12 protein-coding genes are annotated in these 21,437 nt (G+C 50.7%); 3 read left to right on the top strand and 9 right to left on the bottom strand.

The window, feature by feature from the left end; all coding sequences use genetic code 11:
- Window positions 1–6: 6 nt before the first annotated feature.
- The 4 genes from P9H32_RS02900 to P9H32_RS02885 form a co-directional block, all read right to left on the bottom strand.
- Window positions 7–1,827, bottom strand: coding sequence for a sulfatase-like hydrolase/transferase (locus P9H32_RS02900; protein WP_322607363.1), 1,821 nt, complete (start codon window positions 1,825–1,827; stop codon window positions 7–9).
- 22 nt (window positions 1,828–1,849) lie between these two features.
- Window positions 1,850–3,511: a sulfatase-like hydrolase/transferase gene (locus tag P9H32_RS02895; RefSeq protein WP_322607362.1), complete on the bottom strand. Its 1,662-nt coding sequence runs from the start codon at window positions 3,509–3,511 to the stop codon at window positions 1,850–1,852.
- A 9-nt stretch (window positions 3,512–3,520) separates the two neighbouring features.
- Entirely contained in the window at window positions 3,521–5,371 is a 1,851-nt protein-coding gene (locus tag P9H32_RS02890) for a sulfatase-like hydrolase/transferase (protein WP_322607361.1), read from the bottom strand.
- 275 nt (window positions 5,372–5,646) lie between these two features.
- Window positions 5,647–7,143, bottom strand: a complete 1,497-nt coding sequence (locus tag P9H32_RS02885) for an alpha-L-fucosidase (RefSeq protein ID WP_322607360.1) — start codon at window positions 7,141–7,143, stop codon at window positions 5,647–5,649.
- A gap of 137 nt (window positions 7,144–7,280) precedes the next feature.
- Here P9H32_RS02885 and P9H32_RS02880 point away from each other — a divergent pair, with 137 nt between their 5' ends.
- Window positions 7,281–8,105: an AraC family transcriptional regulator gene (locus tag P9H32_RS02880; protein ID WP_322607359.1), complete on the top strand. Its 825-nt coding sequence runs from the start codon at window positions 7,281–7,283 to the stop codon at window positions 8,103–8,105.
- A 20-nt stretch (window positions 8,106–8,125) separates the two neighbouring features.
- Here the strand turns inward: P9H32_RS02880 and P9H32_RS02875 are convergent, their stop codons facing one another.
- Window positions 8,126–10,555: a DUF5703 domain-containing protein gene (locus P9H32_RS02875; RefSeq protein WP_322607358.1), complete on the bottom strand. Its 2,430-nt coding sequence runs from the start codon at window positions 10,553–10,555 to the stop codon at window positions 8,126–8,128.
- Window positions 10,556–10,578: 23 nt separating this feature from the next.
- Complete coding sequence (locus tag P9H32_RS02870) at window positions 10,579–12,957, bottom strand: glycoside hydrolase family protein (RefSeq protein WP_322607357.1); 2,379 nt, start codon at window positions 12,955–12,957, stop codon at window positions 10,579–10,581.
- A gap of 304 nt (window positions 12,958–13,261) precedes the next feature.
- Between P9H32_RS02870 and P9H32_RS02865 the strand changes: the two genes are divergently transcribed.
- On the top strand, window positions 13,262–15,193 hold the full coding sequence (locus P9H32_RS02865; RefSeq protein WP_322607356.1) for a sensor histidine kinase: 1,932 nt from the start codon (window positions 13,262–13,264) through the stop codon (window positions 15,191–15,193).
- Window positions 15,190–15,825: a response regulator transcription factor gene (locus tag P9H32_RS02860; protein WP_322607355.1), complete on the top strand. Its 636-nt coding sequence runs from the start codon at window positions 15,190–15,192 to the stop codon at window positions 15,823–15,825. The genes P9H32_RS02865 and P9H32_RS02860 overlap by 4 nt, the downstream gene beginning before the upstream one ends.
- Before the next feature lie 178 nt (window positions 15,826–16,003).
- On the opposite strand, the gene P9H32_RS02855 is transcribed toward P9H32_RS02860, so the two are convergent.
- From P9H32_RS02855 to P9H32_RS02845, 3 genes are read right to left on the bottom strand one after another with little or no spacing between them, the layout of a single operon-like run.
- Window positions 16,004–17,200, bottom strand: coding sequence for a right-handed parallel beta-helix repeat-containing protein (locus P9H32_RS02855; protein ID WP_322607354.1), 1,197 nt, complete (start codon window positions 17,198–17,200; stop codon window positions 16,004–16,006).
- A complete protein-coding gene (locus tag P9H32_RS02850; RefSeq protein WP_322607353.1) occupies window positions 17,200–19,815 on the bottom strand; it encodes a VPS10 domain-containing protein in 2,616 nt (871 codons plus the stop codon). Before P9H32_RS02850 ends, P9H32_RS02855 begins: the two co-directional genes overlap by 1 nt.
- A 15-nt stretch (window positions 19,816–19,830) precedes the next feature.
- Entirely contained in the window at window positions 19,831–21,381 is a 1,551-nt protein-coding gene (locus P9H32_RS02845; RefSeq protein WP_322607352.1) for a sialate O-acetylesterase, read from the bottom strand.
- Window positions 21,382–21,437 lie beyond the last annotated feature (56 nt).

Raw genomic sequence — 21,437 nt, 5'->3', positions numbered from 1 at the left:
GCCGCATTACAGCTTCAGTTTTTTATCATCCGCACCCGGCGCAAAATTACTTCGGTAAACCTTCGTGCCCATGGCCTGAGGACCGCCCCAATCGACCTCAACCCGGTTGTCGCCCAGCACAATATTCAACAGCTTTTTCTGCATCGTTTCAGCAATTGCTCTGTATTCAGGATTATGGGCCAGATTGTTGAGTTCACCCGGGTCGGAAATCATGTGATACAGTGCCGGATCAAGCTCTTCCCAGGATGCTGAGCGAGCCCACTCCATATTTTTCCCCCGGTTTTTATCCGGCCGGGTCTGCATCGAGAATACATACTCCTTCGTCCGGATAAAGGCACGTGGGCCCGTGACCGCATGGCTCTCGCCGATAACATAATCGCGGGGCGGAATTTGACCCGACGTCACTTCTGCCAGATTATACCCATCCAGATAATTGAACTGATCGTTTTCCAGATCCGCTCCACCGGCCGCCAAACAGGTCGGCGCAATATCAACAAATTCCGTAAACTCCCGAATCACTTTTCCCGCCGGAAATTTCTTTTTATCGGACGAAACCACAATGATCGGATTATGACTGTCGATATCCCAGGGGGTAAATTTGGATACGGAACCGTGGTCATTCAGTTTCCAGCCGTGGTCGCCGCAAACGTAAACGATCATCCAAGGCTGCTTATGTTTCTCACTGTAGGCAATAAAGTCATCCACCGCCTGTCCCACCAGCGAATCACCATACGCACAGAAAGCATAATAATCCTGAATCATCGCCTGTTTTTCTTCATCGGTAAAATGATCGGAAGCGCCCATTGTAACCGCTTTCTGCAACTGTTTCGGCATCGTATCAAACTCTTCCCGGCTCGTTTCCGGAACCGTATACGTATGCTTCCGGAAACGCGCCCGATAGTCCGCAGGCGGAAGCACCGGGGTGTGCGGAAAATCATAGCCCAGATGAGTGAACAGCGGCTTCGACGGATCAACCCCGTTCACCGTCTGCGATCCCACGAGGAAGATCTTGTCTTCATTTTTCAGATACTCGCCGAAAACCGTGGTATACCAGCCGTCGCGCGTTTTTCCGGCCGGTTGTGAACTCACTCCGGCCAGAATGGATCCGTTGTCCGGCTGTTTCGGTTTTTTTGCGTTATAGTGCCGCAGCAGATCATATTTTTTCATGGTCGCTTCCGCTGAGCCTGCATATTCCGGAAAACGTTTTTCCAGTTCAAGGCTGGCGTATTCGAACTCCCCTTCCGGAGTCACAAAAAAACGGACATTTTTAATCGGCGGCTTCAGACGTTCACCCTTCAGCTCAAAGAACCAGTCTTTGCCCCAGCCCGTCATACCGTCTTTAGCCATTTTTTTAAAATCAACATCCTGCTGATAAAGCGATGCTTTCCCGGCACCTTTTCCTGACAGGGTTTTCTGGCGTACGCCCAGTTTTCCAACGTGAAAGGTCTGATAACCCAGCCTGGCCATCTGTTCCGGCAGCGACGGCTTCCAATGTTCCGCACTATTATTATGATATTCAAATTCATACACTCCGGAACGGAACGGATAACGGCCGTAATGCATCGAAGCCCGCGACGGCGCGCATCCCTGCGCCTGGCAGTAGGTATTGATAAAGGTCGTGCCCATTTCGGCCAGCCGGTCCGTCTGCGGCGATTCCACATAACCTAACGGACTCATCTCTTCGCCCGTCAGCATTTTATTAAATGCACGGATCGAATCGTAACGATGATCATCCGTTAAAATCCACAATACATTCGGTTGAGCCGGTTTGGCGACACCCTGGAAAACCAGAATCCCGAAAAGTGCGGTGGTCATCATTTTTTTCATTGTTTTCTCCGTCATTAAAAATTCAGTAAACGCGCTGTTCTTTGGATTTACGGGCATAGTTCGGCCGCTTCTTCGGCTCATACTCCACACCCGGCGCGTTGTAGGCATCAAAATACAAATCGTATTTCGGAAGAATCTCCAGCAGCTCTTCGTATTCATCGCGATGCGCTTCAGATACCTTGCCCCAGTTTTTAATCTCATTAAAACGGATCAGATCCTCGGGATAATCTGAAACATCCCACCATTTATCCCATCCGTCTTTCAGCACTTTTTTCCCGCGGATCAGCTGCTCAGGTCCACGTTGCGTATACAGCCAATCGCGATGATCCAGCTTATCAGTAAAGAGAAACGGAACCAGGCTCTCACCATCAATTTTATAGTCGGCCGGAATCTCATAGCCAACGAGGTCCGCAATCGTCGGGAGCATATCCGCCACACTCATCAGCACATCCTGTTCGCCATGCTTATGCATACCCGGCGCATAGATAATCATCGGAATGTGACAGCCCTTCTGTTTTTCACCGCTGTTTTTTCCGTATCCGCTGGTACCGTTGTCGGCACAGATGATGATTATCGTATTATCCGCAATTCCCAGTTCATCCAGTTTTTTCTGATAGAGCCAGACCTGATAGTCGATATAATTGATATGGTTATGAATACCCGGTTCCGTGATGGTTCCATGCGTATCATACTTTCCTTCATCGCCGGTAATCCGCGGCTCTGTCCGTATATATTTTTCGCCGTCCCATTTCACTATCGGTGCGTTGGGCCATTTACATTTTCCCCATTGCTTGTAGTCCGGATCGAGCCAGTTGAACGCATCATGACCGAGGTGAGTCGTGTGATAGATGAAAAACGGCTTTTTCCGCTGATGTTGGCGCTCCAGAAAATTCAATGCAAAATCAAGTTCCACATCGGGCCCGTAAGTACTGACGCCGAAGTCCTTTTTTGCCTCGGGGCTATTCGGCCACCAGACAATTTTTCCCGGAGCACTCGGATCATTCATCAGTTTGACATGCGGATTCCAATACCAGCTGTGCTGCATGTAAGTTTCGCAGATCTGTCCCGTATCCGAATTAATCAGAACCCGTTTTCCACCGACGTTCTTATATTCATGCTTAAAATCCGCATAAGGATTATCCCGGTCGCTCAGATTTCCGGGCGTGAAGCAGCCCTCATCAAACCCGTGTTTTGCATAACTCCCGGCCATCTGCGTTTTTCCGGCCCAATACGTGCCATAGCCTGCATTCTGCGCCACATGGCCGATCAGCAGCGGAGAGCTCATATAAACCGGCCAGGTGCCGCGGACTTTACCGGTTTCGTCCGGCCCGTTCCCCCGATCTTTATTGTTCCACCATTTAGTCATATAGCCAAAGCGGCCGCTCATCATCATGGCTCGGCTCGGGTTGCACACGGTCGCTGCCCACGCCGTTTTAATCCAGCACCCCTCTTCCGCCAGTTTATCAATCACCGGCGTTCGGGCCCGGTATTTCGGGTCCGATGTATTCGTCGAATCCGGGGCTGTCCAGACCGAACTTCCATAGACTGGAAATTCACGCGCACTGATATCATCCGCAAAATAGAGAATAATATTCGGTTTATCTGTTTTGGATGGCTGGCCACCGAATGCCGATGAATAGGCCGCAAAAAGTGCGGCAAAAATAAAATATTTCACCATGTTCATGTTCTGTTCCTATTTAGCGTAATATGTCTGCGTTTCCTGCCGGCTTACCAGCCCGTCCCGATTGGCATCGATCGTATTGAAAAGCGCTTCAACCTTTACCGGATCATACGCTTTCCCCTTCTTTTCCATTTCCCTTTTTTTGTACGCACAGAATGCTTCCAAGGTTTTACCGCCGGCATTTCCGGCAGAAGATTTATTTCCGGAATCCTTTTTGGGTGCCTTCGTTTTTTTTGCCGGCGGTTTACGGGAATACCGCGGCCGTTTAGCCGGCTCATAATCGACGCCCGGTGCATTATATGCATCGTAATAGAGATCATAGGTCGGGAGAATTTCCCGCAGCTTTTCATATTCCTCACGATGGGCTTCAGAAACGCCGCCCCAGTTTTCGATTTTTTCAAAACTGATGAGGTCATCCGGATCGGAGGAAACATCGAACCATTCATCCCGTCCGTCTTTCAGCACTCTTTTTCCGCGAATCAATTGTTCCGGACCCCGCTGAGAATAGATCCAGTCGCGATGCTCCGGTTTATCCGTAAAGATAAACGGAATCAGACTTTCTCCATCCACGATATAATCCTCCGGAAGTTCAACGCCGGTTAGATCAGCAATCGTCGGCAAAACATCCACCACGCTCGCCAGCACATCCTGTTCCCCGTGTTTAGTCATTCCCGGCGCATAAATCACAAATGGAACGTGGCATCCCTTCTGTTTTTCGCCGCTGTTTTTGCCGTAGCCTGCACTGCCGTTATCCGCGGCGAAAATAATCACGGTATTATCCGCCACGCCCATCTGCTCCAGCTTTTCACGGTACTGCCAAAGCTGGTAGTCGATATAATTCAGATGACTATGCATGCCCGATTCGGTGACCGTTCCGTGGGTATCGTATTTTCCTTTGTCCCCGGTGATCTTCGGTTCCCGCCGCGTATATTTTTTGCCGTCCCAGGAAACGATCGGTGTGCCGGGCCAGCTCTGTCCTTTTCCTTGCGGATCGAACCAATCCCAGGCCGCATGACCGAGATGAGTGGTATGATAGATGAAGAACGGTTTTCCTTCGGCATGTTTGCGTTCCATGAAATTCATCGCAAATTGAATTTCCACGTCCGGACCATAGGTATGCAGTCCAAAATCTTTAATCGACTCCGGCGTATTCGGCCACCAGACAATTTTACCCGGCGCACTGGGGTCATTCATCAGTTTCACATGCGGATACCAGTACCAACTGTGCTGCAGATAGGTATCGCAGACTTTTCCGGTATCCAGACAGACCAGCTGACGTTTGCCGTCGACCTTTTTGTATTCATGCTTAAAGTCAGTAAACGGATTATCCCGCTGTTCCAGATTGCCCGGCGTGAAACATCCCTCATCAAAACCATGCCGTGCCCAGCTTCCGGCCATCTGGGTTTTGCCGGCCCAGTAAGTCCCATAACCGGCCTGTTTCGCAACATGACCCAGCAACAACGGAGAACTCATGTAAACCGGCCAGGTACCCAGTTTTCCATTTTCATCCGGGCCCCAGCCCTTGTCTTTATTGTTCCACCATTTGGTCTGATAGCCATAGCGACCGCTCATCATCATGGCGCGGCTCGGATTGCAGACGCATCCCGCCCAGGCGGTTTTAATCCAGCAGCCTTCTGTCGCCAATTGATCCAATACCGGCATTTTTGCGCGCAACGTTGGATCCGAAGTGGTTTCTCGCAAAGGATCCGTCCAGACCGAACTTCCATAGATTGGAACTTCGCGTGCGCTGATATCGTCGGAAAAATAGACAATAATATTCGGTTTATCGAGAGCACCAATCTCGGCTGCCCCCGCGACCGCAGTCAGTAAAAATGCAGCCCCCATGATCCCTGTGTTGTTCATACGTCCTCTCCTGAATAATGAATATTTCACATCTTGAAAAAGGTAACGTTCACTCTTCCCTTTTTTGGAATAAAAAAGACCTGACTAAAAGGCTATGAAAATGGCCTGCTTCAATAAAACAGGCATAGCCGTTTATCCAAACAGCTATGCCTGTATGCTCCCAGACGGAATAATCTGCGTAAACCACGCCGTCTGTCGATTTGATCACCCGCGTTTACTGTCCCGCGCCTTCAGCACCGCATCGTGTGCCGAGAGTCCGGGGCGGAAAATCATTTTTATTGCTTCAACTCAAAAACATAGGCATGTGCTTCGTGCAATGATTGGGGGACCTCGATCCGCAACCCTTTCGCCGTTTGCTCCCATTCTATGTTTTCCGAGGATCCCAGCAGCGAAACCGTCGAAATGGAATCTTCCAAAGATACCGATTTCAGCAACAGCTGCCGGTCGGGCCGATCCAGCACAATGGCGTAAACAATTTTCCCATCTTTGGAACACGTGTACCGGACATCCTCCGCTGTATAATGCAGTTTTTTCAGGAACCCGCCCGATTGCTCAATCACTGTCGGACCCTCTCCGGCCGTATGCCACGGACGGGTGTTATAGATGGCCTCTCCATTCACCTTCAACCAGGCACCGACCGTGCGTAGAATCTTCTTTTCAGATTCCGGAATAACCCCGTCGGAGGTCGGCCCCACATTCAACAGCAGACAACCGTTTTTACTGACAATATCCGCCAGAATATCGATCACATCATTAGCGGTTTTCACTCCGGGACGGCTGGAATGGAACCAGCCCGGCGCAACCGTGTCATCCGTCAGCCAGGGCTTCGGTTCAAGGTCTTTCACGCGGCCCTTTTCATAATCAACGATGGCACCGGGCAGATAGGGCGAATAGCTCTTCACCGTAGTTGCCACCTCTTTACCGGATTTTTCGCCGTGGTTGTAGTAATCAGACAGAAACGGATACATCAGATCATTCGGAATATCGCGTGTTCCCATATCCATCCAGATCATGTCGGGATCATATTTTTCGATATATTCGTCCAGCAGCCCCCGCCACCATTTTTTAAAACGCGGAGAAAGCGGATCACCATAGCTGTGCGGCTCATTGTAGAGATCCACATAGGCCGGATCGGTTCCGTCATGCCGGTAGGACGGAACAAAGTAACGCCAGGTATGGCTGTGATGAAAAGAGGCAATGAACTTCATCCCGCGTTTTCGGATTTCCCGTTCCAGATCTTTCGACGGGTCAAACCCGGCCTGCGTCTTCGCGTTCCAGCGGGTGACTTCGCTGTCCCACATCGCGTAACCGTCATGATGAATGGCCACCGGCCCGGCAAACCGTGCACCGGCTTCCTGAAAAAGATCCGCCCATTCGGCGGCATCGAACGATTTAGGCTGAAAGGTTTTCAACAGATCTTTCCATCCGAAATCCTTCGGTTCACCGAACCGTTTCACATGTTCGGTATAAGCCCAGTGCGGTCCTTCGTTGGTTTCTGACGGATGCCCCATCATCGGCGGGTGCCGGTTGATCGTCACATCGGCATACATGTAGAACGGATACCAGCCGACTCCCGCAATCTCATTCCCTACTGTCGTCGGGGTCCAGTGCGTGTAAATACCGAATTTAGCATCTTTAAACCATTCGGGAGTCTGATGCCGGTCCAGCGATTCAAACGTTGCTTCATACGTAATTTCCGCCGTAACCTGCAGCGCCGAAACCTGCAGCGCCGAAACCGCAACAAGCATAACGGCTGTGATCCTTCGTTTCATATCAACCTTCCTTCTGTTAGAGGTATAAAATATGTGCGTCACGGCCGGATCACGCTATGTATAAAACGCTCACATATATGTAAAATATAAACATTCAGATTACATTTCATCGATTCCGGTGTACATTAACGGAACCTATGAATACTCAGATCACTCTCCATTACGGCGTATATCAGCATATTGCCCCTTATTGGGATGGAACCACTTATTACGGTACTACGTGGAGATTGTTCTATAATGAAACTCCCGGAGCCCGGGTGATTACCCGTCATGAAAAAGTCGATATGTCACCGGACCGGATCTATCTTTCACCGCCGCGACTTTCCTTCCGGGCTATGTCAGAAAACAATCCGAAACAGCTCGGCATTCATTTCCATGCCTCGGAACCGTACGACCGTGCAGCAACCCGGATTTATGCCGTACCATTGAATGATCTGCTCCTGAAACTGCTGAAGCAAACGCTGCGTGAAACCCGACCCTATCCCCGATTTCTAACGGCGAGCGGTGCCATGTATGCCACAGCGCTTACAGCGATCTGCCTGACCCGGATTCCTGAAAAAGATATACAATCCGAAACGCTGGATGAACGTATTGAGGAAGCCATGAAATTTTTCTGCGATCACATTCGCCAGCGGATCGATCTGGAATATGTCGCAGAAAAAGTCGGCCTCAGCAAAGGGGCCTTCATCCGGCTGTTTAAAAAAGAGACCGGATCAACACCCTATGCCTGGCTCATGGATTCCCGCATCGCCTGGGCGTGCGATCTGCTGACGCGCGATACCATACCGATCGATCTGATCGCCGAGCACACCGGTTTCAATGATCGTTTTCATTTTTCAAAAGCATTTAAAAAAAGAATGGGCCTCGCTCCCGCAGCCTATCGCGATCGCGAACCCAGACCAAACCAGCCGGAAGAACCGCAGAAGCCGACGGAACCGAATTCCGGAAATTGCGAATCGTAAATTTCGAAAACCGGAAAAAGCTACTGTCCGATAACAACATCAGCCTGGCGCAATAAAGGCGTTACCTGCTGCCACTGCAGAGCACCATCTGAAAACACGCATTCAACGATCGTTCGGCCCGGCGCATGCAGCTTAAAATCCACATCCCAATCTGCAGGCCAGGCGGGCAGCATCCGGATCTCCCGGCCGTCTTTGGCAATCGTCTGCAGACACATCTCCTGCAGACCAACCATCCCGACGCCCCCCCATTCCATCGAGGGCATGCAACCATAGCCCGGTCCCCAAAAGGCAGGAAACCGTGCTTTAAAGTTGCCGGAGCGAGGATCTCCCATTGCATCACTCATTTTTTTCACGATATACTCTTTTGACTCATGACTCAGGCCCATACGGGCCAGCATAGGCACCTGCTGCCCCCAGCCCCACCACGCCTCTCGCTGAGGATAGCCGTTTATACCGAACTCTTTCCCCAGATAGGTATCCCCCGCAGGATCCAGCCCATATTTCCATGTATAAACAGCAGTATCCAAACCAGGCAACCCCAGCGCATAGATCCCATACGGAAAAACCGGATAAAGCTGAGCAAGCTCCCGGTTGCACAACCGACTCGACGGCTTCTCCTCCAGAAGCGGTGAGAGCGTCCGATGCCCGTTGCGCATGCGGAAATTCAACTCAGGAACGCGGGCGGCCCAATCCCGAAACAGCTCTTTCTCCTTTTTGCTGACCCATTTATCGGGCAGCGCAAAAAGAGCCTCCAGATTTTTCCGCAATGCGGCCGCTTCCAGAATCGGATTCGTTCCCGTCTTATAGGTTTCAGTAGCCTGCATCCCTTTCATGACCAACCTGCCGTTTTCATCCCAGTCCCGGCCGGTCCGGCGGCGCTGCAGCATTCTGTGATATTCAAAATGAAAAATAACCGCATCTTTCATAAACGGAATATAGGGCGAAATATCCGCACCGGTGAACCGGTACCATTCATGCATCATGAAAGCGAACTCCAGCTGGGTATGAAAATAGTGCGTGTGATGATACTGCATACCGACCTCATGCTCCGGATTGCGCGTACCGAACGGCGGCTCCCAACCGTAGTGATAGCCGTTCGGCAGTCCTGCACTATTGATCTGTTCCGCAAAAGAACACCCTTTAATGCCGAACGACACCTCATTGCGCAACTGGGCATTACGCAGGTTTTTCCGATAGTATTCGAACTGAGGGAGCATCATTTCAAAATCACCGCTTTTAAGCATAGGCCAGTGAACCAGCCGCTGGTTCATTCCTGTCCACGCCCCCCACTTCCGGTAATCCGCATTATAGAATGCGGGATTCATCCCCCGCTTCCCATCCACATAAAAATGGTCATAGATGAAAAGACCGCCATTGAAATGTATTGGAAATTCGCCGAAGGCATTACTCGCCAGCATATAGCGCATCAGCTGATAATTCCGCCCGACCTGCCAGCCCTTATCATCCGCTCCCCGGCCCTTATTAATGATGATATGACTCCGGTTCCAGAAATCCCTCCACCACTGAACATTCCTCTCCCAGACCCCGGAAACCTCCGCCGTGCTTTTCCGGAGACCGGCCATCCATTTGTCCCGATGTTCAGTCTGTTCGGTATGCAGAACTAACCGGATATGATGCTGCCTCACCGGCTTGACACTCTTCAGATTCCACGCCTTATAAGGCGTAAAGACATAGCTCCCGCCCGTAACATCTGATGAAGCCAGATTATTCCCCAGCATCACCCCGCCGAAAATACGGTTCTTCGTCGGCAGATACATCTGATCGATAACCCCGTCCAGACGCTGAAGTGCAATTTCTTTTTCAATCAGATCATCACCGCAGTTCTGATGAAAAAACAATACCCCGCCCTCAGCAAAATCCACCTGATCCGGATAGGAGAATACGTCACCGTTATACGTACAGTATCCATACATCGCCCAGCGATTATAATCCCGCCCGTCTCCTTTCGGAATGAGCTGTTTCTGATTCCGCCACGACTCAAACGATGCCGTGATTTCAGACTTCTTTTCCGTATCCAGCTCGACATGAACGACCGGGCGACACACCTCCACCCATACCCGGATATCCGCGTTGTTCTCATCCGACCTGCCGGTAATCAGTACACTGCCCGTTTTCAGATCCAGCTCCTGTCTGAATGAAAGATCTTTCCCGTCAGCGGAAAAAGGATTCGGCTCCATCTGAATCCGAACCCTGCCGGTTTTCAGCAACTGATCGTTTTCATCAATATTGCCACTGCGCTCAATATAAAAAAGCAGATCGCCATCCTCCACCCAGACATTAAGCCCGATATCCCCGCCGCCACACGGCATCGACTCGCCCGAATTTGCACTCTGCGAGTCCCACACCACATTAAACTCGTCCAGCCACTCCAAATTCGCCCTCGCCGAACTACTGATCAGCACACCGATAAGAGCCCCGAAAAACCTCATAACCATTACCATTTTATTTACAGCTATTCCGAAACCAGCTTCGAATAGCCGACGACCAGCTTGCTTTCTTTGGTTTGACCAATCAGTTTTCCAACAAAGTTTTTATCGCTGATTTCATTACCTTCCCCGAAGATCAGTATCAGCCCGTCTTTATGTTTCAGCGTTCGTTTCAATTTTGCTCCGCCCCCGAAATTAACCGCTTCCGAAGCTCCGAAGCGAAGCGATTTAAAATCGAGGTCGGTCCTGGCATCGAAGCCTTCTTCAGAATGCATCAGCACACGAACCTCTTTTGTTTCTGCGTTTACCGGCTCTTTATTCAGCATCGTCAAACGTTTATAAACCGTCAGCGGAATAATCAGATGCTTTGAGCTATGGCGGTCGTTTCCGTAATCATCCGCTTTCGGCACATCGATTGCCGCCAATTGGAGGTGAGTGGCCCGGCCATATTCATCCTGAATCACATTCGGCCGTTCCACTTTATACCAGAATGTGCGGGTTCCATCTTCATAGACCGTACAGGTCGGCGTATAAGCCAGGCCGTCTTCATACTTCCAGTGAATCCCGTCCGGCGAGCGCAGATAGACAGCACGGTAATCCAGGAAGGCATTAATCATCATATGATACTGCACCCCGTCATACCACATGGTCGGATCTTCATAATTTGAATGCCGATATTTCTGAGGAATCGTCTCATTCTCCTGCGTAATCCCGCTTACCACATCATAAGGACCCAGAATGCCCTGCGTACTGCGAATCATCGCACCCGCCTTAGTGACAAAGAGAAAGCTTCCGTCATCACACTGAACGCCGGAAAGATTCCGTTGCAGCCGATAGGCGTTCTTATAATTTGCAGGAACATTCACCTTCATTTCCCCCAGCAGTTTCCAGGGACCGGCCATCGATACCGACGTAAAGATCGTCGGCTTCCAGTCAACCAGTGCATACATCGCATAGGTGCCGTCATTCAGCGGAATGATATTGGCATTATGACCCAGTCCTTTTTTATAGTCATACGACCGATCCCGAACCACCTCATACGGCCCTGCCGGATGGTCGGAAACCGCATAGGCCACAGTAGATTCCGGCCAAGCCCAATGCCCTTTACGATGTCCTTCCTGCCAGCGCACCACATTCAGATGGTATTTCCCGTTTTCTTCAATCGCCTTGCCGCCCCAGTAACTCCAGAACGAATCCTCTATTCCGTTATCCGGATCGCGCGGACGCACATTATCCGCACCCCAAACATCATTACGCAACTGTTTATGAATGGGCATTTTCAGAATCAGATCACTGAACGAAGCGCCCCGGACAGCTTTAACATGTGCCGAAACAATTCCTGAGAACGGACCTTCATTACCACTGTGATCCACCGCTTTCACTGCATAACGGTTTTCAGCGCCCTTCTCCGGCAGCATATCTTCAAAATGTTCCCCTCCGACATGCTGCGCAATACACTGCAGCCCATCGCCGGTATCACGATAAACCCGGTAAAAAGCAATATCACGATCGTTCGTTTTCCAATACAGGTTCACCACCCAGTCTTCACCAAAAGCCTTAAGATCTAAGGGGGCGGCGGGGGGAACTGAATCTATTTTCCGAACACTGGAAATCTCCGCAACGGCATCTCCCCGTTTCAGCACATAAAAATATTCCCTGCCGTTGATAATCGAGGAATCGGTCCAGTGCGTACCTTCAATATCTTCAGCGACTTTCGTAAATCCGGCCCGTTCATTTTCGCTTCGGTATATCGTAACACCGGAAGAAAAAACCGGGCGGTTCCACGACAGTTCAATCCCTTCTGCAACCGCATTGGCCGCCAATTGAACAGGTTCGGATTTCAGGAGTTTCAGATCCACCCAGTGAACATACACAATAATACCATGTGTCGATTCCAGTGTGAATTTCAGCCGGGGCATTCCCTGCCGGGCATCCGCCGCAGTCAGCGTATAAAACCCTTCATAGGTCTTCGGTTCATCCGGTCCGTTCGGCACCTTCACCCGCGACGCAACCACCCGTTCATCATCTCCGAAAACCAACGCCAACGTAACCCGGCCGTCACAGGGATATTCCGTATTCGATGAAAAACGCCAGTGCAGCACATCCTCTTTATTCAGCGATTTGACCGCGGTATGATCCAGCACCCGACTTTCAAACGTGGCTTCCAGAGGACCGTTTATCATCATAGACCGCTCTGCAAAACCGGCCCTTCCACCGCCTTTTACGATTTCAACGACCCAGTCGGACGACGGCTCCGGCCACCGCCAGTTTGCGCGAAAGGACTCAAAATCGCCATCCATCACGCTCCTGTTCGGAATATCACTGCCGACCAGAGTTACATTCGCTCGCGAAGCCCCGCCCAGCGCAGCTCCGCACAACAGCCCTAAAATTAGTTTATTTTTCATCTCGTCCGTCCTGTACTTATTTGATCCAAGCAAAGGAACAAACTAGATTCAGTCAAACCGCAATTCTAGTATCCTAAAGGATGTATCCTTTACGGCGGGATCATCATCTGAAAACTTGTATCTGAATTTGCATTCCGCAAATATAGTTGCTGTGAATAGATCGCTGACAATTTCGGGAATCCTCAAGACCTTCGCCATTATCGCATTTGTGTGTTTCGCCGGCATAGCCTATGCGACCTCCCCGCTTAAGACCATCTCCGCAATCAAACACCTGAGCCCGGAAACCGCGGCCCGGAAGCAACCCGTGAACATTGAAGCCCAAGTGACCCGGAATCATATGGGCAACGGCCTTTTTCTCTTCGACGGCCGCGAGGGAATCTATGTGAATGCGCCTCAGCATAAAAAAACACTGCAAAAGATTGTTCCGGGGCAAATCGTTCGCATTCAGGGCTATTCCACTCCGGGAGGATTTGCCCCCTCCATTTATGCGGAAACCATCGAAATCACGGGCAGAAAACCGTTACCTAATGCCCGACCCTTTTCATCAAAAGAACTCTATTCCACTGTCATTGATTGCGACTGGGTATCGGTCAGCGGACGGTTGATTTCCATGAAACGGACCATCGTCGTTACTGAAAATATTGTCATCGAACTGGAACAGGACAACCTGCGCTATGCCCTGCAGATGCCGTACTCCCCTGAAACGGAAGAAAAACTATCCGACAAAATGCTTCAGCAGGTTTCGTTCAATGCCGTCGTCGGCACGCTTTATAATGAGAACCGACAGGTTGCCGGGCGCGTCTTTTTTGTCAATTCGGCGGATGATTTCATTCTTTCCGATCAACTGAAACCGGAGAAAGGAACCGCCATCATCCCCATCCATGAACTCATGCGCATCGGTTTCAACAACAACAATCCGGTGCGCATCCATGGAACCGTAACGTCAGTCCTCGGCCGCACGCTTACCCTTCGCGGTGAACAGGCCAGCCTGCAGGCCAGCCTCTTATCGGATCCTGATGTACGCGTTGGAGACCGGGTGCTGCTGGAAGGCTATGTCTGGCCGAAGCCGATCGGACCGGCCTTCCGTGCACGCACCCTTGAGGTTGAACAGACATCGACGGATTCTCCCCAACCCAAAACCATGAAACTCGAGCAGGAGCTCAGCGATAAATACAACGCAGAGCTGGTTTCTCTTCATGCCCGGCTACTGGATATCAAGCGCCCTTCTGATCAGAATATGCAGCAGACCACCCTGCTGTGCCGATCCGGCAACTATCGCTTCGAAGCCATCCTGCCTGCCCGTTATACCGTCGGATCAGCAGTAAAGCCCGGGGCAACACTGATGCTTACCGGCATATGCCTACTGAAACAGCATCCTGAAGAACAGTGGCGCGTATTGGCCGATCATTTTTCTCTTCAACTCAGAAATGCCGATGACGTCATCATCTTAAAAAAAGCCCCCTGGTGGACCACACAAAAGTTAGTCGCTTTATCGCTATCTGTTTTTGTGCTGGCCGGCTTCTGCCTCCTCTGGGTATCGCTCCTGCGCCGCACCGTCAGCCGCCAGACCCGAATCATATCTCAACAGATTCAGAAAGCCGCGGTAATGGATGAACGCCAGCGCATTGCACGGGAACTGCACGATAATCTCGATCAGGGACTGGTTGGTGCCGCACTTCAAATGCGCAGCGGACAACGTATGCTGGAAACCACCGACCCGGTCGACACCGAAGTCCTTCGGCAAACCCTTGAGCTTGCACAGCACATGCTGGAACACTGCAGCGCCGAGTCCAGAAGTGCGATCCATGATCTCCGTGGCGGAATTTTAGAAACCATGACCCTGTCCGAAGCCCTCATGGATATGACCCTCGCTCTGAATGAAGAGAGCGAAGCTGCGGTCCGTTTTTCTGCAGAAGGCCTTCCGTTCAGACTGAAAGCGGAAGCAGAACGTAATCTTCTATTGATTGCACGAGAGGCTGCAACGAATGCCTTGCGTCATGGCGCTCCGAAGCAGGTTCAAATTCTGTTATCATTTAAACCCGATGAATTGCGTCTATGGATTCAGGATGATGGCTGCGGCTTTGATGTCACCCAAAATACAAACCGTTTCGGCATTCAGGGCATGCACGAACGGGCCGCCCGCCTTCGCGCAAAATTGACAATCCGCAGTACCCCCGGAACCGGAACGAGCATTGAAATCAGCCTGCCGTCATCCAAACAATGGAACCTGTCATGAGTGAACCGCAAATTTCCGTTTTGATTGTCGATGATAACGCCATGATGCGAATCGGTTTATCGCAAACCATGACCGTTGAACCTGGCGTCACCCCGGTCGGTGCAGCGAGCAACGGAGCAGAGGCCTTTGACATGTACCTCGCGCTCCGGCCGGACCTTGTTATTATGGACTACCAGATGCCGTACGAAAGCGGTGTGGATTGTTCCCGGCGGATTTTGAAGGAGGATCCCGAAGCAAAAATTATTTTCTTTTCAGTTTTCGAATCGGAAGAGGATATCTGGAATGCCGTACAGGCCGGAGTGCGCGGCTATCTGACCAAAAAAGCCAGTGAAGTGGATGAGTTGATGGAAGCTATTCATGAAGTGGCCCGCGGAGGAACCTATTTCCCGGCCGGAATGCTTCGAAAAATTGAGCGCAGAAAAGAAAAACCGGAGTTGACCCCGCGCGAACGCGATGTTCTGAAACAACTTGCTGAAGGCCGAAGCAATCAGGAAATCGTCGATGCACTGAATATTTCCCTGCCCACCGTAAAGATGCACATTGTCCACATTCGTGAAAAGCTCGGTGCTCAGGACCGCACCCAGGCCGTTGTCATCGCCTGTAAACAGGGTCTCCTCCGGTTGGAAGAGTAAACCATCCAACCCCGCTTGCGAAAAAACGGAGGTATTTCCGATCTCCGGTCGTTTTATAATCATGCACACCATGCACAAAATCCAAATTTAAGTGCCGGCCACCCCCACCGGTCTCAGTCTGCCATGCGGCAGGATAAATAAAGAACCAGAAACAGGTCTCCAAGGAGGCTTTGGCTGATCATTTTTTCTTTAGTCCGACCTGCGGTTTAACATAGGCATTATTCTTAATTGCCGTGGCATCATCATGTCCGCCTAAATCATGAATTCCAGCAAGACTTGAGCTCTCAAACATCGCGTTATTGGCAATCACACTGCCGGACAGATTTTTCACAATCATTCCATATTTTGGATCCGCATCTTTATAATCATGTTCTTTCCGCCCGAACCAGCCCCAGAGATTGTTCCCGGTAACCACGGCACCCTGCGCATCCTCCAGCCAGATCTGCGAACTGTTCAGCCCCTCAGCATCCACTCCGTTTGTCCGGATTTTACAGCCCGTGATTGTATTGGCGATTGAATGAATCATTTTAATACCCGGCCCGAAATTGTGATCAATCGAACACCCGTTCACCTGCATGGAATTTGAATTCGAAATCATAATTCCACCCTCGGTATTCCATTCGATCCGGTTTGCAGTAAGCGCCACCGACGCACAGCCGAAAAATCCTATCTCCTTTTTCTCCTGCTCACTCAGGCCTTCAGGCGCCTCGCCGCAGGCATAAAATCCGGCACCCGTATTGGCCGTCAGCATCGTATCCATAACCCAGCCGTCGTAGCCGCCGGTGCAGTCAATACCGTGCTGCCCGTTCCACATAATCAGGCATCGGCGGATTGCAAAAACCCAGGCTTTTTCCAAACGAATCCCCGCCCCCGTAAAGTGGTTAATCCGACAGTCCTCCACCACAAGATGCAGTTCGCACCCCGTGTGACGGGCATAAATACCGTGCATGGCCTCACCCTGTCTGTTGCCATCCAGCGTCAGACCGATGATTCGGGTTCCGCGCGAATCATGACAATCGAGCAGTGCGCGGGCATTACCGGACAAGGCTTTTAAGGTTGTACGCCCCTCAAAGTCCGGATCGTTTCCCGTCTTATTTTCATAGGCCCAGTTGGAGTCCCCTTTCAGCGCAATATGCGACGGCACCTTAACCGGATGTATCATATACGTTCCGGCCGGAAAATAAACCACACCATTTCCATCTGCCGCCGCTTTCATCGCCGCATTGAGCGCAGGCGTATCATCTGTTTTTCCGTCCCCCTTCGCCCCGAAACTCCTGATATTCAAATAGGTTTCCTGTGCCATATCCCGGGTTCCCCCTACCGCGGCCAATACCATTGAAAGACCCGCTGCGATTATTTTCACCGACTTCATCATTATTTAATTTCCGCCTTAAACCAGCCGCAGCCCCACGATGCACACCAGAGTACAGATTCATCGTAAGGATCCGGTTTCACATCCACAATTTTATCGGGCTGACCAAGCCCCCGATTGATTTTTTTCCAACATTTTCCCGCATCGTTTGAGAGGTAGATTCCCGGATTCATAAACTCGTGTGACCGACGCACAATCTGACCGGCCACACTGATCACCATCCGATCCGGATTAACCGGCGACGTTTCCACCTGCCAGACAAACGGAGCCTTGAAAATCTGCTCCCAGCTTTTTCCATCGTCCACACTGCGCCATACGCCGCCCTCTTCATAACTTCCGTTATTCCGGCCCGCAGCAATAAACAGATGCTTCGTATTGCGATCAATAAACACATGATTCACCGCCCGGATTACAGCAGGAACAGGTAGCGGCTCCCAATGACTTCCCCGGTCATGAGAAACATAAAGCCCACCATGGTCATGATTAAGCGCGGCATAGAAAACCGCCGGGTTGTCCGGGTGCATGGCAATTCGTCGTACGCTTGCACCCTCAGGCAATCCGGTATTACTCAACGCCCAGGTATAACCGCCATCAAACGATCGATAAAAACCATAGCCGCCTTCAGTCAGCTCAACTCCCGGACCGTTATGAATTTCAGCAATACGCTGATATGTCGAACAGAAATACATATTGTCCGGATTCTGTGGATCAATAATCAATGAATTCTGCGAAGCCACATTTTCCCAGATGCCGTTATCCGCCTCAAAGATCGTCGAAATATTCTTCCATGTTTTCCCGCCATCGGTAGAACGGCGCAGCTTACCCCGGTGCTCCTGCCGCCAACTTAGAAAATAGATCATATCGGGATTGTTGGGATGCACAGCAACGGTGGAAATGGAATGTGCACCATCCAGATGAATCTGACCTTCAATCTGCTCAACCGCCACCGCAGATTTATCCGGCCAGTTTTCCAGCTTCGTGGTCTGCCATAATCCATGTTCACCGCTGCACAACAGCTTCCGCTCCGGAATCCCGGTTTCCAGCAGCATGAAACGGCCCGGCAGATTACTCCCGCCGCGCCCGATCCATTTTTCACTTCCCGGTGCCGTTTCAAAATCATCCACCTGTTTCCAGGATTCCCCTTTATCGGTCGACTTAAGCGTCTGTTGATCGAGCCCGATGAATAATTCACCGGCAGCATTAATGCTCATCATACGGTTCCCTGAATATCCCGGATTCGTATCCATATAGGATTGCAGGTGCGCAAATGTTACATTGGTTCCAACGGGATTGTTGCGGGACTTCCAATATGCAGCCCCGCGCCCGCTCTTCCAATAAGCCCCATACCGGGCAACCACACTCCACGTACGGCCGCCATCCAGCGTACGCCAGACATCCCCGGGACCGAATGTCCGATCATGCTTCCTGTTATAGGTCAAATAAATCTCATCCGCCTTATTCGGATTTACCACAATACGGTTAAACGTAGGCAATGCCCGTTTCGGCAGCACATTGAACCGCTTCATCGCCTCCGCTTTGGATAGTCCAAGCCAATGAGCCACCGTTTTATAAAACCGGTCATTCTCCCACGGGCTATCTACCGCATTCAAATCGAGAAACAGATTGCCGCTGATATTGATCCAGCTGACCCCGCCGTCAGTACTTTTAAAAACTCCGCCAACCGATTCAATGCCGTTCTCTTTCGGCAAATAAACCGTCTGTTCAACCAGATAAAGCACAAATGTTCCGGTAGCTTTATCATAAAAAGAGGTCAGGTCTTTCGGCAGATTATTCGGCAGTCCATCGGTCCTGTTGGTCCAGGTCAGGCCTCCATCCCTGCTGAGCATTATTCCATGACTCGTAGCCATAATAATATGCTGACTGTTTTCCGGGTGCACAATAATACGGGCAACATCCAGATCCACCGGCAAACCGTTTCGGATTTTCCGCCACGTTTTACCGCGATCCGTCGATTTGCAGATATAGCCATAATCAGCATAATCAAATCGAGTGCCATGGAGATTGGCCGCCGATTTATGATTGGCTTTAATGTTCCGGAAATCACCGGCACCAATGTACCAGATATTATCATTTGAAGGATCCACCGCAAGCTCACTCAGCCGTGTTCCCATCTGTTCATAATACCAGCCTTTGGAAAAGGATTCCGGATCATTCGGGTCAATACCCACCTCTTTCCAACTACGGCTGAGTTCAGATCTTTTCGTCCAGTTTCGACCGCGATCGATGGTTTCATACACCCATCCATTCCAATCAATCGCCATACCGAAATCAGGATTCTGCCGGGAAAACTCAACGTCCAGCACCCGCTTCATCTCCAGCCCCAAACCGTCCGAATCCTTCAACGTATGCCATGAGTTACCGCCATCCCACGTCCCGTAACTGACGTGCATATCAGGACCCATAAACATGACGTTGGTATCCGTTGGATGACACCAGAAATTCTCACAGTAACCCGACATCCCGGGTCCGAAATTTTTCCAGACCACGGAAGGATCGGATTCCACCCGCTCCGTCCGGATACGCTCAAAAAAATCAGAATCCGGAGTTGCGTAGGCAACCAGCGGAAGCAGTACTAGAAACCACGGTTTGATCGTCATACATAAACCTCGATTTTATTCAGGCATCAGACGATACAGCGTCTTTTTACCCATTGTTCCCACCGGCCAGTCATCGGAACGGAATGGCGTAACCGGCAGACTGTTCCGGTCATAAAGATTAACCACCGGATTATCCGCCCAGCCATAGCGTACCGCAACCGGTTCAGGAACCTGGTCCGACCAAACCTCCACTTTATTTTTTCCGATAATCTTTGCCTCAGCCCAATAAAACTTTTTATCCGCACCTGCAACAGCGAACCCTTTCACTTCGGGCACATCAAAGGCGTACAGATGCGTGGCCACATGATCAAACGTTACCACCGCTTTATCTCCTTTAATTTCCAAGGATTGGAAACGCGGACTTTCGGTCGCAATATTAAATCCATAATCTTTGCCCAACGCATGGCGCACCAAGCGGGCCGCCGCAGTCTGCTTGTCCCGATAATGAATATCCCGCGCTTCCCCCAGATCGATCACCACCGCCTCTCCGGTATGCGGAAGTTTCAGCGTTATGGTCTGCGCCTCGCGCAGTTCAGCCCAGTAGCTTTCGCCGGGTTCCGGCTTCTCATAATTATGGTCCGCCAGTTGAATCCAGTAAAACGGCAGATCATCATTATCCCACCATTCCCGCCACGTGGTAATCAATAGAGGAAAGAGCGAGCGATATTCATAAGCGCGTCCGATATTGCTTTCACCCTGGCACCAGATCACCCCTTTAATCCCATATCCAATGGTCGGATGAAGAACCCCATTATAAATATTTGCAGGTCTTTTCTGTCCGATGCGCACATCCCGCGGTTCGAACCGTTTTTTCCCGGGCTTTCCGTCTGCTACCCACTGTTTGTATTCAATTTTCTGTTTTTCCAGATATTCATCAGAATACCGCGAAAGATAGGTATTCCATTCCGCCAGATATTCATCCTGTCCGGCTTCCTCAAGCACATGAATTGGAAGCCAGGCTTCCAGATCAGAACCGCCCCAGGCATTATAAATCAGCCCCACCGGCACCTTCAATGCATGATGCAGCTTCCGCCCGAACAGGAATCCCGGTGCCGAAAAATTCTTCACGGTTTCCGGCGTACATTCGGTCCAGGCGGCCTCAATATTAAACTGCGGCTCCTGCGTTCCAACCCTTGGAACGGCCAGCAGACGAATGTTCGGATAGTTCGCCGTCGCAACCTCCATATCATAATCGTTGATCGCATTCATCGACCACGCCATGTTCGATTGACCGGAACACATCCAGACCTCTCCAACCAGAATGTTGCAGATTTCTGATTGAAGCTTACCGAATGAATAAATTTTCATGCTTCGGCCTTCAAAACTGGCCTCCAAAGGGTCGAGTTCAACCTTCCAGCGCCCTTCTTCATCCGCCACAGCCGTTTTCTTCTGCCCGGCAAATTCAACGGTAACCCGCTCGCCCGGATCAGCCATGCCCCAGACCGGATTTTTCTGTTGCTGCTGCAGCAGCATATAATCACTGAAAATATTCGGCAGCACCACCTCGGCGCCCGCAGCCATACAGGCCAGAGCCAACAACGATATGATTTTAACGGTTTTCATCATCCACTTTCATTTATTGTTCTTTATATACGGCCAATCAAACGCTTATCAGCCGAAAA

The sequence above is a fragment of the Pontiella agarivorans genome (assembly GCF_034531395.1).
GTDB lineage: Bacteria > Verrucomicrobiota > Kiritimatiellia > Kiritimatiellales > Pontiellaceae > Pontiella > Pontiella agarivorans.
This window is presented reverse-complemented; position numbering and strand designations above follow the sequence as displayed.